Below are 15,499 nucleotides of genomic sequence, written 5' to 3'. Positions count from 1 at the left end.
GAGCGATACCTTGCCAAGGTATAGGTCGAGAGTTCGAGCCTCTTATCCCGCTCCATACATTGCACCCTGATGCGGGATTAGCTCAGTTGGTAGAGCGATACCTTGCCAAGGTATAGGTCGAGAGTTCGAGCCTCTTATCCCGCTCCATACATTGCACCCTGATGCGGGATTAGCTCAGTTGGTAGAGCGATACCTTGCCAAGGTATAGGTCGAGAGTTCGAGCCTCTTATCCCGCTCCAAATTTTTAAGAAAGCCCTGGCTTTCTTTACCCATTACGGCGGGTTAGCAAAGTGGTTATGCAGCGGATTGCAAATCCGTAGACATCGGTTCGATTCCGGTACCCGCCTCCAAACTGAAAAGCCCAGCGTTGCTGGGCTTTTTTGTAGCGCCGCAATCTATTCAGCCGGCTGAAAGCCTGCTAAACTGCGCGCTCTGTGCCCGGATGGTGAAATAGGTAGACACAAGGGACTTAAAATCCCTCGCCGCAAGGTGTACCGGTTCGATTCCGGTTCCGGGCACCACCCCATTAGCAGCAACGCAGCAACTCCAAATCGGCAGCACGTCTGTCGTAGCAAAACCCGCATCGAGCCTCGCTCTGCGGGTTTTTTATTGCCCGCGCTTCGCACTCAGCGCTTGCTCTGCCCCTGTGCAGATTAATCGCTCGGGCTTGCGCCCGCCTTGAAGCGCCAGCGCTGCGCGCGTTACGCTAAGTATTCGATTGAAGCAGCCGGCAGCGCTAACACGGCCGCCGTTTTCCAGCGAGGCCACGCCATCATGCGCCATCTCATCTCCACGCTGTGCATACTTGCCACCTCGACCGGGGCCATAGCGCTGAGTAGTGCCGAGCGCCAGGTATTACTGGAATCCATCCGCCCCGAAGCCAGCCGCCAAGCCGGGCAAGCCGTGCGCTTTCGGGTCGAGCAACTCAATCATGTGGGGAATTGGGCCGTTATTGTTGGTGGCCTGATGGCGCCAGAGGGCAAAACGCTAGACTGGAATAAGGCCACGCAATGCGACCCAGATCTCGATAAGATGCTGTGGGTGGTGGCCAAAAAAACCCAGCAGCGCTGGCAGGTCGAGGAAATGTACGTTTGCTCGCCCGAGCCACCCTATTGGTACTTAAAGCCAAAAGTCGCCTTTGCCCGCCCCTGCCAGCTGTATGCTGGGCTACAGCTCGATGGCCGTCACACGGTTGAGCAGCAATGCCAGCAATATCAGTCGCGGCGGCAGCGACAGGCGAAGTGAAGCGCGCCATCAGTCAATACCCAATTGGGTATATAGCCATAGCCACTTCCTAACAATAGCTACAGCCATATACCCCAGCCTTACTTCACTGACCATGTCTGCGCATAGGCCGGCAGCGGCTGTGTGCAGTCGGCATCGGCTTGCGGCGCACCACGCGTCACGGTGAGCGGCAATACCCCGGTCCAGGCGGCGATGTGTAGATCTTTTTCATCGTCTTCGGCGCCGCCACTACGGATTTTGCAAGCCGCTTCGGCCAGGCTAATTTTTAGCACAATGGTCGCGCCCAGCTCTTGCGGGCTGCCGCGGCGAATTTCGGCATTCCGCCCTGGGGCAAGATGATCCATAAAGGCATCTAGCGCGGCGGCTTTAGCCTCTTCGCCTTCAATTCGCTCAAACTGGCCATAAATCACGGCCGAGCGATAATTCATCGAATGATTAAACGCCGAGCGCGCCAACACCAGCCCATCGAGGTGGCTAACGGCAATACTTACCGGCGCCCCACCGGCCAGATGCTTCATCAGCCGGCTACCATTCGAGCCATGAATATACAAGGCATCGTCAATCCGCCAGTAGGCCATCGGCAGGCAATGCGGGCCGCGCTCATCGTGAAACGCCAGATGACACAAATAGTGGCTATCCAAAATCGCATACAGGGTGCTGGGCGCGTAATCGGCGTTTTCCGGAATGCGGCGGATACGGGTGCGGGGGCTCGGTGCGGATGACATAGCTAGATCTCGGTGCAAATAAAACGCCAGCATAGCCAAAGCACTGGCCCCAAGATAAGATCCATTCTCTATAAAAAATCAGGTACCACTGGCACAAATCGCCCGCGGAGCCAGCCCAAGCTCGGCAGCCAGCGGCCCCGAATCCCCCATGCGCCCGATTGGTGAATTTTGCGCTGCGCAATCTAGATCGCACACCGGCTCGCTATACTCAACCCAACATTCGTCGCTAACACCGCGTATTCATACACAGGAGAAAAGCATGACCGCAGCACTGCCCCCCAGCAAACTAGGCTGGCTCCGCTGGCTACTCGCCACTCCGCCATGCCGCATTTTGCTGCTTGGCCTTGTCTTTCTCGTGATGATGGGGATGAATACCGATGTAATGACCAGCTATGCTGCCCAGCCGGTCAAAGCGGCGGCACATATTATTGCGCTGTGTATTGCCGGCTTTGCCATTTATATCGCCTATGCCCATTTTATCGAGCAGCGCCAGACCAGCGAGCTGGGTGTGAATGGCCTGGGCCGCGAACTGGGGATCGGGCTTTTGGTTGGGGTCGGCTTATATACGATCTGTGAGCTCGCGCTGATGGCGCTGGGGATCTATCGCATCACCGGCCTCAATAGCTGGAATTACATGTTGCCGGCCGTGGCCATGGCGCTGAGCTCTAGCGTTTTTGAAGAGCTACTTTTTCGTGGCGCACTGTTTTTATCGCTAGAGCGCTGGTTGGGTAGCTGGATTGCACTGGTGGTTTCGGCACTGGTCTTTGGGCTGACACATCTTACCAACCCGGCGGCGACGCTCGAAGGGGCGCTCTTTATTGCGGTTGAAGCGGGTATCTTGTTGGCGGCGGCGGTTATGCTGACGCGCCGGCTGTGGCTGAGCATCGGCTTTCACCTCGCCTGGAATTACACTCAGTCAGCTATTTTCTCTGGCATTGTCTCTGGCAATGCGCCGCAGCAAGGCCTGATTCGCTCCACGATGCAGGGCCCAAACTGGCTGACCGGGGGCCAATTTGGCGTTGAATCATCGATTTTGGCGCTCACCGTCTGCACCGCCACCGGCATCATTCTGCTGCGCATGGCAGTTAAACGCGGCAAAATCGTTCCGCCCTGCTGGCAACGCCAAGCCAGCACAGTAGCCAGCGCCTAGCCTCTATCCTGCGCCAGCCGCAGGCAAGAACCTGCAGCTGGCCCACTCTTCGCCCCAGCCTCAAGCCAAACGATCATCATGGATTTTGCCCTTTTGCTGCGCCAATATGCCGCAAGTTATGCGCGCAGCTCACGCCAACAGCAGCTATATGCCGCGCTGCGCAGTGCAATTTTGCAGCGGACTTTAGCGCCCTTGCAGCGCCTACCGGCCAGCCGCCAGCTGGCGCGCGAGCTGAGCATCGCCCGCAATGCCGTGGTGTTTGCCTATGAGCAACTGGCCAGCGAAGGGCTACTGGAAAGTGGCCCGCGCGGCACGCGGGTGGCGGCGCTGCCGCCCGTACCCAGCGCGCCGCACACCCCGCAGCGCGGTCTGTCGCAACGCGGGCAGGCCTATCAGGCGCCATTTGCCGATGTCGATACCCTGGCCCCGTTCACGCCTGGCGTACCGGCACTGGCCGAATTTGACCACGCCCGCTGGCAACGCTTGCTGGCCAAGCAATGGCGTAGCGCTCGCCCTAGTCAGCTGGCCTATGGGCAGGCGGCCGGTGAGCCAGCGCTACGCGAAGCGATTGCCGGGCATTTGCGCGCCGCGCGCGGGGTAGTCTGCGATGCCAGTCAGGTGTTGATCACCGATGGCACCCAAGCCAGCCTAGATTTATGCGCCAAGCTGTTTGCCGATGTGGGCGACGTGGCCTGGGTGGAAGACCCGGGCTACGGCGGCGCGGTCAATGCCTTTACCAGTGCACAATTAGCCGTGCGCGGCATTGCCGTCGATGCCGATGGCATCAAGCCCAGCGCGGCCGATTGGCAAACACCGCCGCGGCTGATTTATGTAACGCCCTCGCATCAATATCCGCTTGGGCATGTGTTGAGCTTGCCGCGCCGCTTGGCGTTACTGGCACAGGCGCAACTGCATGGCACGCTGATTATCGAAGACGATTACGACAGCGAATTTCGCCGCGCCGGCCCGCCGCTACCGGCAATGCAAGGCTTGCTGCCCGATGCGCCGGTGCTGTATCTGGGCACCTTCAGTAAATCACTCTTCCCCGCCTTGCGCACAGGCTATCTGGTGGTGCCACGCGCCTATGTGCAAGCGGTCACGGCCATGCTGGCGCAATGCTATCCGCGGGGCCGCCAGCTAGAGCAACTGGCACTCGCCGAGTTCATTCAAAGTGGTGAATACGCCGCGCATTTGCGCCGGATGCGCAAGCTCTACAGCCAGCGCCGCGATGCGCTCAGCACCGCGCTAGCGCGCCACTTTGGATCGCATGCCACGCTATACGGTGGCGCCGCCGGCATGCATTTAGCGCTCGAGCTTAGCCCCGAATTCGACGCCAGCACCAGCAGCCGGCAGGCCATCGCCCACGGTCTGATCGCCCGCCCACTCGCGGCGTATTGCTGGCAAGCCGAGCACCAGCGTAATGGCTTTATCCTCGGCTACGCCCAGATTCCAGCCGAGGAAGTTGATGCTTTGGTGCGGCGGCTGGCGAGCTACGCGGGGATACCCTGAGCAAGTATCCCCACCAAACCAGGAATAACAGCAGCTTTCAGACCCATACCCCAAGTCGGGCTCGCCAACAACGCGGTGCTAGCGAGTGGCCTGCGCAAGGTTGTCTGGCGTAGCGCCATCCGGCGCACCACCCAGTGCGCGGTAAACATTGCTACTGGCCACCGCCAGCTGATAGCGCTGCTGCAGCAGCTGATTTTGCACCTGCTGCCGCCGCGCCTGCGCGCTGAGTACACTATCAAACTGAATCACGCCCGCCCGATAGCGCAGCTCGGTTTGCCGCTCGGCCTGCTCGGCATCGCGCAATTGTGTGGCCAAGAGTGGCTGATTGGCTTGCAGCTGGCTGCGGCTGGCCAGCGCGATTTCCACTTCCTGCAGCGCCTGATACAGCTTTTGCCGGTAGCCAATCACTGCCGCTTCGTAATCCAGCGCGCTGATTTTCAGCGCGGTATCGCGCTTATGCCAGTTGATAAATGGGAGCACTAGCCCGGCGCCGAGCTGAGCCACCGGATTCACCAGCAGATTACTCAGCTCCTGGCTATTACTGCCCAACGAGCCGGTGAGCGACAGGGTGGGATACCAGCTTTTTCGGCTCACCGCTTCGTCGGCAAAAGCCGCTTGCAGATTGGCGCGGGCACTGGCCAGATCGGGCCGCCTATCGAGCACCTCGGCGGGCAAGCCCGCCGGCACATTTGGCAATTCGCTCGGCAGCGCAGCCTGCAGCTGGGCATAGGTGGCAGGGGGCTGGTCGAGCAAGGTGGCCAGCGCCCAGCGGCTTTTATCCAGCGCCAGCTGGGCTTCGAGCACTCGGCTACGCTGCTGGGCCACGCTATCGCGCGCCTGCGCCACATCCAGCCCAGACAGATAGCCCGCCTGATAGCGGGTATTCACCCGCGCTTGCAGCGCTTCGGCGCGGGCCAGATCGGCCTGCGCCAGGGTCAGGGCGGCTTGCTCGCGGGCGATGGCCCAGTAGGCTTGCGCCACTTCGCTGCGCACTGATTGGCGCAAAGCCTGCCAATCGCTGGCGCTGGCCGTGGTGCGCCAGCTGGCGGCGCGAGTTTGATCGGCGAGCTTGCCCCACAGATCAAGCTCCCAGCTCGCCGATAAACTCAGCCCGAACGAATCGCTGGTATGGCGTGCCGGATCGAGCTGCCAGGCGGCGCCCGAATTCGCCGAAAGGCTGACATTAGGTAGCTGAGCTTGCTGATTTTGCGTCACCAGTAAACCGGCTTTGCGCCAGCGCAGCGCAGCCTGCGCCAGATCGGCATTACGGCTTAGGGCCTCGGTTTGCAACTGCAGCAGCTGCGGGTCGGCAAAGCTGGCCCAGAATGCCGCATCGGCCGCCGGCTGGCTGATCTGACTGGCCGTAGCGCTTTGCCAGTTGGCCGGGGTATTTACCGCCGGTGCTTGCCAGGCCGGGCTTGCGCACGCGCCCAGCAAAGACAGCAGCGCCAGCAATACACCCACGGGTATAGCCTTATAAACCTTATTAAATTTAGCCTGCATAGATATACCCCTACTCGCGCGCCAGAGCTTCAATCGGCGCCAACTGCGCAGCCCGCCGGGCGGGCAGAAAACCGAACACCATGCCAATCCCGCTAGCGCACAGCACCGCGATACTGATGGTGGAGAAAGACAGCACCATCTGGAAATCTTTCACCAGCATATTCACCAACAGCGCCAGCGCTCCGGAGAGCCCGATCCCAATCGCCGCGCCCAGCAAACACACCAGCACGGCTTCGATCAAAAACTGGCTGCGAATATCGCCCTGCCGCGCGCCCACGGCCATGCGAATGCCGATTTCATGCGTGCGCTCGGTCACCGACACCAGCATGATATTCATGACCCCAATGCCACCCACCACCAGCGAAATCACCCCGATCATGGTCAGGAAGAGCTTGATGCTATTGGCCGTGCTTTCAAACGACTTCATCAGGTCTTCCATGGTGCGGGTGTAAAAATCCTGCTGGCCATGTTCCAGCCGGATGCGGCTGATGATGGCTTGCTCGGCCGCCTTCACTGGCAAGCCGGGTTTCACCTGCACCGTGATCAGATTGAAATGCAGCTGGCCAAAGAGCCGGCTGGCCGCGGTGGAATACGGCAGCCACACATCCAGGCTATCGCTACTCATAAATCCGCTGGATTTCGCCTCGGCCACGCCGATCACCTGCACCGGTATCTTGCCCAGCAAAATAATCTGCCCAATGCCATCAGCGCTGCCAAACAGTTTGGCGCGGGTGCTTTCGCTGATCACCGCCACCTGCGCCTGCCGGCGCACATCGTCATTGCTAAACGGCACCCCGGCTTTAAAACGCTGATCGCGCAAGGTGAAATACGCCGGCGCCACGCCCTGCACGGCAGCGTTGACGTCGATATTTTGGTAGCGCACCCGCGCGCCAATTTGCGTCAACGGCGTCACCGCAGCCACGTAGGGCTCGGCCTCGAGCGCGCGCAGATCTTTTTCACGCAGGGTTTTGATGCTGGCGGCTTTGTCATCCCCCGGCCCTGTGCCGGGGCGGATATCGATATTGCTAGTACCCAGGCCCGAGAAATTATCCAGCACCTGTTTTTCCATCCCCTCGCCCAGCGCCATAATCGTCACCACCGAGGCAATACCGATAATAATCCCCAGCATGGTCAGCAAGCTGCGCATGCGGTTGGCCAGCAAGGCGCGCAGCGCCATGGTAAAGGCCTCTTGCCAACGGCCCAGCAAGGCCTGCGCCTGCCGGCTATGATGCAAGCCTGTGGGCGCTACTTCGGGTACGTCCAGCGCTACCCGCGCCGGATTAGGCGCATCCGAAACAATCTCGCCATCGCGAATCTCGATAATCCGCTCCGCCTGCGCCGCCACCTTGCTATCGTGCGTTACCAAAATCACGGTGTGGCCCTGTGCGTGCAGCTCTTGCAAGATCTGCAGCACATCCTGACCGCTGCGGCTATCCAGCGCGCCGGTCGGCTCATCGGCCAAGATCACTTCCCCGCCATTCATCAGCGCCCGGGCGATCGACACCCGCTGCTGCTGGCCACCGGAAAGCTGCCGCGGGCGATGCGCCAGCCGCTCACCCAGCCCAAGCCGGGCTAATAATTGCTCCGCGCGCGCTTGGCGCTCATCGGGTGGTGTGCCAACATACACCGCGGGCATCGCCACGTTTTCGGTAGCCGTGAGCCCACCCAGCAAGTGATAACGCTGAAAAATAAAGCCAAAATGATCGCGGCGCAGTGTAGCCAGCTCGTCGGCATCCAGCTCGCTGACTTCACGGCCGGCAAACCGATACGAGCCGCTGCTGGCGCTATCCAGCCCACCCAGAATATTCATCAAGGTGGATTTACCCGAGCCCGATTGCCCGATAATCGCCACCATTTCACCGCGGCGAATGGTGAGATTCACCCCGCGCAAAATCTGGACGACTTCATCGCCGGCCGGAAAACTGCGTACGATATCGCGTAATTCAATAATCGGCGTCTCAGCCATGGCCAGGCTCCGGCTCAGGGTGGCCATCATCGCCAGACTTTTTGCTGCTGTCGGCACGGCTCACCACGACTTTTTCGCCGGCTTGCAGGCCTTTACGTACCTCGGCATTCACATTGCCTTTCACCCCGATCTCAACCTGCCGCGTGCGCAGCTGGCCATCGGCCTCTAGCACCGTCACCGTATAGAGCTGGCCTTTGGGCTGGCTTAGCGCCGCCACCGGCACGGTGAGCACATTGCGTGCCCGATCCAGCAGGAAAGTCACTTGCGCCGTCATTTGCAGGCGCAATAGCCCTTGCTGATTGGGCACCAGAAACAGCGCATTGTAGAAAATCGCGTTATTGATGGTTTGCGGCGTGGGCTCGATACCGCTGATTTTGGCCTCGAAGCGGCGCTCCGGCGCGCCCAGCACGCTAAAGTACAGCGGTGTACCGGGTTTGAGGCGCACGATATCGGCTTCGGCCACCTGGGCTTTCACCTGCATATTGTCCATCGCCGCCAGGGTCAGGATCGGCGGCGCGGACTGGATCGCATTCACGGTCTGGCCTTCTTTGGCGGCAATCGCGGTCACCACGCCATCCATCGGCGCCACAATACGGGTAAAGCCCAGATTGGTGCGGGCTTTTTCCAGCCGCACTTGTGCTTCTTTCAGCTGCGCCGCAATCATGCGGATTTCCGCACGGCGGGTTTTCACCGCGAGTTGGGCAGCATCGAACTCTTTACGCGCGGTGGCATCGCCGCTCAACATCAGTTGCTGCCGGGCCAGCTCTTGCTCAGCCTCATCCAGGGCGAGTTGGCGAACGGTTTGCTGCGCCTCGAGGCCATCAATCGCACTTTGGGCCGCGTCAAATTCGGTTTTGGTGACACTAGGGTCAATCTCGGCCAGCAGATCGCCTTTTTTCACCCGATCGCCCAGCGCCACCGCCAGATGCTGAATCTGCCCCGACGCCTGTGCGCCCACTTCGACCGTTTTGGCCGCATCGACCACGCCGGTGGCCAGCACCGAGACTTCAACATCGCCCTTGCTCACCACCGCAGTAATCACCTGGCTGGCCGGATCAACCGGCTTGCGCCCCCACAGCCACCAGAGCGCGCCCACGATGAGCGCGAGCCCCACCCAGCGCCAGAATCCCAGCTTGCGCCAGCCCTGCTTGATTGCCGCCAGCCTACTCATACCTTACCTCATTCACTCTGCATATTGGTTAGGCGCTAGCATAATCCAAAGCCACTACCCGGCAATAGCGGGCAAGCTTAAGTGCGACTTAATACCGTGTGAATAGGTCGCAGGCATAAAAAACGGCGCCGAAGTGCCGTTGCAGGCTGCTGTCAAAGTGGAAGAGCCATCTTCTTCAAGTCTCGGCCAAGCCGAGCCTAGGAAAAAAGGCTGTCAAGCTGCAGCCTTGATGTTCTATACCCACACCTCCCGTCCCCTCCGTGAGGGGCGCCTCGCTTCGCGAGTGAGGTTGGTCCGCAAGCAAAAACGGCGCCGTAGCGCCGTTGTTTTGGTATTACCGCAATTTAGCTGGCGGCCTGTGGCTCCGCAGGGGGTGGGGCTAAGCGGGCGGCGGCTTTGGCGCGTGCCTCGGCGCGACGATCTAGCGCCTGCTTACCGGCAATCAAAAAGCCCAAACCAATAAACGCGCCCGGCGGCAGAATCGCCAACAGGAATTGATAATTGTAATGCGCGGGGATCACATGAATTACCCAACCTTGCGCCGCGGGGCCAAACACCAGATCAATGCCCGACAGCAGTGTGCCCTTGCCCACCAGCTCGCGCATTGCACCCAAAATCCCCAAGACCAGCGTCAGGCCCAAGCCCATAAAAAAGCCATCCAGCGCCGATTGGCTGACTGGGTTTTTCGAGGCAAACGCTTCGGCCCGCGCCAATACGATGCAGTTGGTGGTAATCAGCGGAATGAAAATCCCCAGCACCAGATACAGATCGTGCACATAGGAATTCATCAGCAGATCCACCATCGTCACCAGCGCGGCAATGATCAAAATAAAGATCGGCGCGCGCAGCTCATTGGGGACAAAATCACGGATCGCCGCAATCGCCGCGCCGGAAATCAGCATCACGATACTGGTGGCCAAACCGAGCGACACGCCATTGATGATATTGCTGGACATCACCAGCACCGGGCACATCCCCAAAATCGCCACCACACCTTGGTTTTGCTTCCAGATGCTGTTGTAGATAATGTCTTTTGCGTCTTGCCAGCTCATCATGGCTTTAAGCTCCAAAAACCACAGCCGGCTGTGCGGCCACATAATCGAGGGTGTTTTTCACCGCTTTCACCACCGCGCGCGGGCTGATGGTAGCGCCGGCGGTGTAATCAAACACCCCACCGTCTTTTTTCACTTTCCACTCGCTGGCAGCCGGTGCGGCCAGCGATTTGCCATCAAAGCCTAAAATCCATTTGGATTTGAGCACATCGATGTAATCGCCCAGCCCTGGGGTTTCTTTATGCGCCACCACGCGCACGCCCAGCACTTGCCCGCTTTTGCTCACGCCGACCAAAAGTTTGATCTTGCCCGAATAACCATCCGGCGCCACGGTTTCGATGACCGCGGCCACGGTTTGGCCGGCTTTTTTGGCGCGATAAATCTGCGAACCAGCTTCGTTATTCAGCTGCTTAAGCGCCGCCGCATCCTGGGCAACGGCGTCATCGAGCAGCTGATTATCAAAGCTGCCCGCCGGCAATACCTGCGCAATCAGCGCCACTTTGGCGGCTTTTTCATTGCCCAGCACAATGTCTTTAGTCAGCGTATAGGTACCTGCCATCAGAGCGGTAAAGGTCAGCGCAAACACCAGCAAGGTCAGCGCGCCACGCACGCCGTTTTGCAGCATGGTTTTCATGCTTTACCCCCTTTCGCCCCAACACTGCCACGCTTGCGGCCAAATACCGCCGGCTGGGTGTATTGATCGATAAACGGCGCAGCAATATTCATAATCAACACAGCAAAGGCCACCCCATCCGGATAACCGCCGTAGGTGCGGATCAACCAGGTGAGCAAACCAATCAAAGCGCCGTAGATCAGCCGCCCCAGTGGAGTAGTCGGGGCCGAAACCGGGTCGGTAATAATGAAAAACGCACCCAGAATCGCCGCACCGCTAAAGACGTGGAACAGCGGGCTGGCGTAGCGAGCGGGGTCGATCAGATGAAACAGCCCCGAAAACGCCAGCAAAGCAGCCAGAAACGCTACTGGCTTATGCCACTGAATCACGCGCTGCTGCAGCAAAAACAGCCCGCCCAAGAGATAAGCAGCCGCAATCCAGCCCATTTCGCTCGGCAGCCAGCCGGCCTGAAAAATCGCGCCCTGCAAAATATCCGGCAGTGCATGTTGCTGGGTCAGGCCGGTTTTTACCGCATCCAGTGGCGTAGCCGAAGCCAGGGTATCAAACGCCAAGCCTTGTGGTAATTGGCCTGTGAGGATATACCCAAACTGCTGCCAGCTAGTGAGCTCGTGCGAGAGCAGCGAGAGTGGCGCATTCCAGCGGCCCATCTGCGCCGGAAACGACACAATCATCACTGCAAAACCCACCATCGCCGGGTTAAACGGATTTTGCCCCAGCCCACCATACAGATGTTTGGCCAGCCCAACCGCGATCACCGTCGCCAGCACAATCATCCACCAGCTCGATAAAGGCGGCAGAGATAGCGCCAGCAGCCAGGCCGTAACCACGGCCGAGCCATCGGTGATAAACGGCTTCACCGGGTAATTACGCAGCTTGAGGCAAGCTGCTTCGGTGAGCAGCGCGGTAACGGTGGCCAGCAGTAATTGCAGCACAATGCCGGCGCCAAACACATACACATACACCGCAATACCGGGCAGCAAAGCGCCGGCAACTTTCAGCATCACCAGCTGCAAGGGAGTGGGTTTTACCACATGGGGAGACGTTCGCATCATGCCTGACCTTCATCTTGCGCAGCTTGTTTCGCTGCTTTTTTCGCGGCAGCCGCAGCCATGGCGGCACGAATCTTGGCCGCTTTATCCGGATCTATCCCCGCTGCGGCTGGCGCTACAGCTTCTGGCGTAGACGCTGCCGCCGGGGCGGTATCTGCAGCTGCGGCGACTTCTGCGACCACTTCTGTCATCGAGGCTGCGGCAGGCTCGGCCACCGGCGCGACTTCGCTGCCTTCTTTGGCAGCTTTGCGTGCCGCGGCGGCAGCCATGGCCGCGCGGATTTTGGCCGCTTTTTCGTCGTCGAGCGCAGCTTTGGCGGGGGCTGCCTCAGTGGCGGTACTCGCGGCAGGGCTTGGCGCCACAGCGTCTTTATCTGGCGCAGCGGCGGCCGGGCTAGCAGCGCCTGCTTCTTTAGCGGCTTTTTTTGCCGCAGCCGCCGCCATCGCGGCGCGAATCTTGGCGGCTTTTTCTTCGTCGAGCGCAGACTTGGCCGGGGTATCTGCCGCAGACGCATCCTGTTCAGAGCTTGCAGAGGCATGCTCCACTAGGGTATCTGCACCAGCCTTTTTCGCTGCCGCAGCGGCTTTAGCCGCTTCAATTTTGGCGGCGCGCTCGGCGTCGCGGGCTGCGCGCTCTTCGGGGCTGAGCGCCTCTTGCGCGGCTTTTTCAGCGGCGCGTTTTTCCATTGAGGCGCGAATCTTCGCGGCCTGCTCGTCGCTCAGCACGTGCGGCACTTTGCCATTGCCGACCTGGGTAGGTGGCGCAGCCAGATCGCCCGCTTCGGCTTTCTTGGCCGCGGCGCGCGCCATGGCCGCCTTGATTTTCGCGGCTTTGTCATCAGCGTCCGCGGCTGGGGCGACCGCATCGGCGCTGGCCGCAGCGGCAGTTTCAGCCGGTTTCGGCGCCGCTTTGGCAGCGAGGCGAGCGGCTTTTTCGGCTTTTTCACGTTCTTCGCGGAATTGCTTGAATTCATGCCGCTGGCGCGCGGTATCGGCCGATTTTTTCGCCCGTTCGGCTTCCCAGATTTCGGATTTGGCAAAGCGGTAGTAATCCACCAGCTGAATGCTGGATGGGCACACATACGCACAGGCGCCACATTCGATACAGTCGAAGAGATTCCATTCCTGCGCCTTGCCGAAGTTTTTGCTGCGCGAGAACCAATACAGATCCATCGGCTGCAGCTCTTGCGGGCAGGCCACCGCGCATTCGCCACAGCGAATACATGGCATTTCGGGCGCTTTGGGCGGAAAGCTGGCGGCGTCCATCGCAATCACGCAATTGCCGGCCTTGGTGAGACCCACCGCAGTCGATGGCAGGGTAAAGCCCATCATCGGGCCGCCATAAATATACTCGCGCGCGCTGCTGCCACCGGCAAAGGCCAGCAAATCATCAATCGGCGTACCGATCAGCGCATCCACATTTCCGGGCTTGGCTACGCCGCCCGTGAGGGTAACGATGCGCGAAATCACCGGCTCGGCTTGCTCCAGCGCGGCGTAAATACTGTAAATGGTGGCCACGTTAAAACACTGCACGCCCAGATCGGTCGAGCGCACGCCGCTTGGCACTTCTTTATTGGTCAAGAGTTTGATCAGCTGCTTGGCCCCGCCGGACGGATACAGCGTGGGCACCACCACCACTTCGGCGGCGAAACCGCAATGCGCCAGCGCTTCGCGCAGGGCATGTACCGCTTCGGGTTTATTGTCTTCTACCCCGATCAATACTTCGCGGGCATTGAGCATTTTGCGCACAATGCCGATACCGGCCACGATCTCGATCGCGCGCTCGCGCATCAGGCGATCATCACAGGTGATATACGGCTCGCATTCGGCGCCATTGATAATCAGGGTTTGCAGCGCTTCGCGCCCGCCCAGTTTCAAGTGCGATGGAAACACCGCCCCGCCCTGCCCCACCACGCCCATCAGCTGCAGGTAATCACGAATTGCTTTGCCATCGCCGCGCTCTAGCGCACCACGCCAGTCAAATTTATCGCGGGCAATCCATTCATCGCGGCCATCGCTTTCCAGCGTAACGCACCATTCGGCCAGGCCCGATGGGTGCGCTACCTGCCGCGCATCAATCGCCACAATCCGGCCCGAGGTCGGCGCGTGCACCGCCACCGACAGATTGCCATCGGGCGCTGCGATCAGCTGCCCTTTACCGACGGTATCGCCAACATTCACCACGCATTTGGCGGGGTTACCGATGCTTTGCTGCAGGGGGATCACCAGCTGCGCGGGCAGCGGGCCACGCGCAATCGGGCTGCGATTGGAAAGGTCTTTCATTTCCGGCGGATGCACACCGCCGTGGAAGGGGAAAATCTCGCGGGTGGTTTCCAGCATTAGGCCACCTTCTTCAATTGAATGATCGGATAGCGCCATTTCCAGGTGTTCACGTTTTCACCCACCGGCACAATGTCGATACAGTCCACCGGGCATGGCGCAATACACAGCTCGCAGCCGGTACATTCGCTTTCGATGACGGTATGCAGATGTTTGGCTGCGCCCACAATGGCATCCACCGGACAGGCCTGAATACACAAAGTACAGCCAATACAGGTGTCTTCGCGGATGATGGCGACCGAGCGGGCTTTTTCGGCGCTGGCGCCGCCATCGTCGAATGGCACAAAATCCTTGCCCAGCAAATCGGCCAGTTTGCGAATGCCGTCTTCGCCGCCCGGCGGGCATTTATTGATTTCGGCTTCTTCGTTGGCAATGGCGGTGGCGTAGGGTTTACAGCCAGGGAAACCACATTGGCCGCATTGGGTTTGCGGCAGGATGGCATCGATTTTATCCACCAGCGGATCTTCATCCACTTTGTATTTAATCGCCGCAAAGCCGAGGATCGCTCCCAGCACCAGCGCCAGAATGGCCATCACGGCTAACGCTAACAGAAAACTCATTTCACCAACCCAGCAAAACCCATAAAGGCCAGACTCATCAGCCCTGCGGTAATAAAGGCCGCCGGCGTTCCTTTGAAGGCCTGCGGGATGTCGGCCCCTTCCATGCGCTCACGCATGGCGGCAAACAAAATCAGAATCAGCGAGAAGCCCACGGCCGAGCCAAAGCCGAACACCAGCGATTCCATCAGATTGTGGCGCGCGGTCGAGTTGATCAGCGGCACGCCCAATACGGCACAGTTGGTGGTGATCAGTGGCAGGTAAATCCCCAGCGCCTGATACAGCGCCGGGCTGCTTTTGTGAATAAACATCTCGGTGAACTGCACGATGGCGGCGATCACCACGATGAAAGACAGCGTGCGCAGATATTCCAGCTTCCAGACGATCAAGAGCTGATCCATCATCCACGAGGTACCCGAAGCCAGCGTCAGTACAAACGCGGTAGCGAGGCCCATGCCGATCGAGGCTTCCAGTTTCTTGGAAACCCCCATAAACGGGCATAACCCCAAAATACGCACCAGCACAACGTTGTTGACCAGCACCGCGCCGACCAGCAGCAGCAGGTAATGACTAAAATCCATAGACTCTCACCGGAAAAT

At 59.7% G+C, this 15,499-nt stretch carries 13 protein-coding genes and 4 tRNA genes; 7 read left to right on the top strand and 10 right to left on the bottom strand.

The annotated features are described in order from the left end of the window. Positions 1 to 71: 71 nt before the first annotated feature. The 5 genes from QV747_RS13975 (at position 72) to QV747_RS13955 (ending at position 1,245) form a co-directional block, all read left to right on the top strand. Positions 72 to 147 (top strand) — tRNA-Gly (locus QV747_RS13975). A gap of 16 nt (positions 148 to 163) precedes the next feature. Further along, a tRNA-Gly gene (locus QV747_RS13970) sits at positions 164 to 239 on the top strand. 37 nt (positions 240 to 276) lie between these two features. Further along, positions 277 to 350: transfer RNA gene (locus tag QV747_RS13965), tRNA-Cys, on the top strand. Between the two features lie 86 nt (positions 351 to 436). Next, positions 437 to 521, top strand: a tRNA-Leu gene (locus tag QV747_RS13960). A gap of 253 nt (positions 522 to 774) precedes the next feature. After that, positions 775 to 1,245, top strand: a complete 471-nt coding sequence (locus tag QV747_RS13955) for a hypothetical protein (RefSeq protein WP_273430018.1) — start codon at positions 775 to 777, stop codon at positions 1,243 to 1,245. A gap of 80 nt (positions 1,246 to 1,325) precedes the next feature. On the opposite strand, the gene QV747_RS13950 is transcribed toward QV747_RS13955, so the two are convergent. Continuing rightward, positions 1,326 to 1,970: a pyridoxamine 5'-phosphate oxidase family protein gene (locus QV747_RS13950; protein WP_273430017.1), complete on the bottom strand. Its 645-nt coding sequence runs from the start codon at positions 1,968 to 1,970 to the stop codon at positions 1,326 to 1,328. Between the two features lie 259 nt (positions 1,971 to 2,229). Here QV747_RS13950 and QV747_RS13945 point away from each other — a divergent pair, with 259 nt between their 5' ends. Together QV747_RS13945 and QV747_RS13940 are read left to right on the top strand one after the other, a co-directional pair. Beyond that, complete coding sequence (locus tag QV747_RS13945; RefSeq protein WP_273430016.1) at positions 2,230 to 3,120, top strand: CPBP family intramembrane glutamic endopeptidase; 891 nt, start codon at positions 2,230 to 2,232, stop codon at positions 3,118 to 3,120. A gap of 78 nt (positions 3,121 to 3,198) precedes the next feature. After that, positions 3,199 to 4,629, top strand: coding sequence for a PLP-dependent aminotransferase family protein (locus tag QV747_RS13940; protein ID WP_273430015.1), 1,431 nt, complete (start codon positions 3,199 to 3,201; stop codon positions 4,627 to 4,629). A gap of 78 nt (positions 4,630 to 4,707) precedes the next feature. Here the strand turns inward: QV747_RS13940 and QV747_RS13935 are convergent, their stop codons facing one another. The 9 genes from QV747_RS13935 to rsxA all read right to left on the bottom strand — a co-directional run bounded on the left by QV747_RS13935 (position 4,708) and on the right by rsxA (position 15,481). Further along, positions 4,708 to 6,132 carry an efflux transporter outer membrane subunit gene (locus QV747_RS13935; RefSeq protein WP_273430014.1) on the bottom strand — a complete coding sequence of 475 codons (1,425 nt, stop codon included), beginning with the start codon at positions 6,130 to 6,132 and terminating at the stop codon, positions 4,708 to 4,710. A gap of 10 nt (positions 6,133 to 6,142) precedes the next feature. Beyond that, on the bottom strand, positions 6,143 to 8,098 hold the full coding sequence (locus QV747_RS13930) for a MacB family efflux pump subunit (RefSeq protein WP_273430013.1): 1,956 nt from the start codon (positions 8,096 to 8,098) through the stop codon (positions 6,143 to 6,145). Then, complete coding sequence (gene macA, locus QV747_RS13925; RefSeq protein ID WP_273430012.1) at positions 8,091 to 9,269, bottom strand: macrolide transporter subunit MacA; 1,179 nt, start codon at positions 9,267 to 9,269, stop codon at positions 8,091 to 8,093. The genes QV747_RS13930 and macA overlap by 8 nt, the downstream gene beginning before the upstream one ends. Positions 9,270 to 9,613: 344 nt before the next feature. Then, complete coding sequence (locus tag QV747_RS13920) at positions 9,614 to 10,324, bottom strand: electron transport complex subunit E (protein WP_231550487.1); 711 nt, start codon at positions 10,322 to 10,324, stop codon at positions 9,614 to 9,616. 4 nt (positions 10,325 to 10,328) lie between these two features. Beyond that, positions 10,329 to 10,955, bottom strand: a complete 627-nt coding sequence (rsxG, locus tag QV747_RS13915) for an electron transport complex subunit RsxG (RefSeq protein WP_273430011.1) — start codon at positions 10,953 to 10,955, stop codon at positions 10,329 to 10,331. Then, positions 10,952 to 12,007, bottom strand: coding sequence for an RnfABCDGE type electron transport complex subunit D (locus tag QV747_RS13910; protein WP_273430010.1), 1,056 nt, complete (start codon positions 12,005 to 12,007; stop codon positions 10,952 to 10,954). The genes rsxG and QV747_RS13910 overlap by 4 nt, the downstream gene beginning before the upstream one ends. Then, entirely contained in the window at positions 12,004 to 14,343 is a 2,340-nt protein-coding gene (gene rsxC / locus QV747_RS13905) for an electron transport complex subunit RsxC (protein ID WP_273430008.1), read from the bottom strand. The genes QV747_RS13910 and rsxC overlap by 4 nt, the downstream gene beginning before the upstream one ends. Continuing rightward, positions 14,343 to 14,903, bottom strand: a complete 561-nt coding sequence (rsxB, locus tag QV747_RS13900; protein WP_028449901.1) for an electron transport complex subunit RsxB — start codon at positions 14,901 to 14,903, stop codon at positions 14,343 to 14,345. Before rsxB ends, rsxC begins: the two co-directional genes overlap by 1 nt. Next, positions 14,900 to 15,481: an electron transport complex subunit RsxA gene (gene rsxA, locus QV747_RS13895; protein WP_028449902.1), complete on the bottom strand. Its 582-nt coding sequence runs from the start codon at positions 15,479 to 15,481 to the stop codon at positions 14,900 to 14,902. Before rsxA ends, rsxB begins: the two co-directional genes overlap by 4 nt. Positions 15,482 to 15,499: the final 18 nt, after the last annotated feature.

The sequence above is a fragment of the uncultured Chitinibacter sp. genome, assembly GCF_945957625.1.
GTDB lineage: Bacteria > Pseudomonadota > Gammaproteobacteria > Burkholderiales > Chitinibacteraceae > Chitinibacter > Chitinibacter tainanensis.
Note: the sequence above shows the minus strand (reverse complement) of the source record. Positions and strands in the feature narration are given on the sequence as shown.

Coding starts and splice junctions, on each gene's coding strand:
- rsxA (WP_028449902.1), bottom strand. CDS start 15,481: ATGGATTTTAGTCATTACCTGCTGCTGCTGGTCGGCGCGGTGCTGGTC.
- rsxB (WP_028449901.1), bottom strand. CDS start 14,903: ATGAGTTTTCTGTTAGCGTTAGCCGTGATGGCCATTCTGGCGCTGGTG.
- QV747_RS13910 (WP_273430010.1), bottom strand. CDS start 12,007: ATGATGCGAACGTCTCCCCATGTGGTAAAACCCACTCCCTTGCAGCTG.
- QV747_RS13930 (WP_273430013.1), bottom strand. CDS start 8,098: ATGGCTGAGACGCCGATTATTGAATTACGCGATATCGTACGCAGTTTT.
- rsxC (WP_273430008.1), bottom strand. CDS start 14,343: ATGCTGGAAACCACCCGCGAGATTTTCCCCTTCCACGGCGGTGTGCAT.
- QV747_RS13950 (WP_273430017.1), bottom strand. CDS start 1,970: ATGTCATCCGCACCGAGCCCCCGCACCCGTATCCGCCGCATTCCGGAA.
- QV747_RS13940 (WP_273430015.1), top strand. CDS start 3,199: ATGGATTTTGCCCTTTTGCTGCGCCAATATGCCGCAAGTTATGCGCGC.
- rsxG (WP_273430011.1), bottom strand. CDS start 10,955: ATGAAAACCATGCTGCAAAACGGCGTGCGTGGCGCGCTGACCTTGCTG.
- QV747_RS13935 (WP_273430014.1), bottom strand. CDS start 6,132: ATGCAGGCTAAATTTAATAAGGTTTATAAGGCTATACCCGTGGGTGTA.
- QV747_RS13920 (WP_231550487.1), bottom strand. CDS start 10,324: ATGATGAGCTGGCAAGACGCAAAAGACATTATCTACAACAGCATCTGG.
- macA (WP_273430012.1), bottom strand. CDS start 9,269: ATGAGTAGGCTGGCGGCAATCAAGCAGGGCTGGCGCAAGCTGGGATTC.
- QV747_RS13945 (WP_273430016.1), top strand. CDS start 2,230: ATGACCGCAGCACTGCCCCCCAGCAAACTAGGCTGGCTCCGCTGGCTA.
- QV747_RS13955 (WP_273430018.1), top strand. CDS start 775: ATGCGCCATCTCATCTCCACGCTGTGCATACTTGCCACCTCGACCGGG.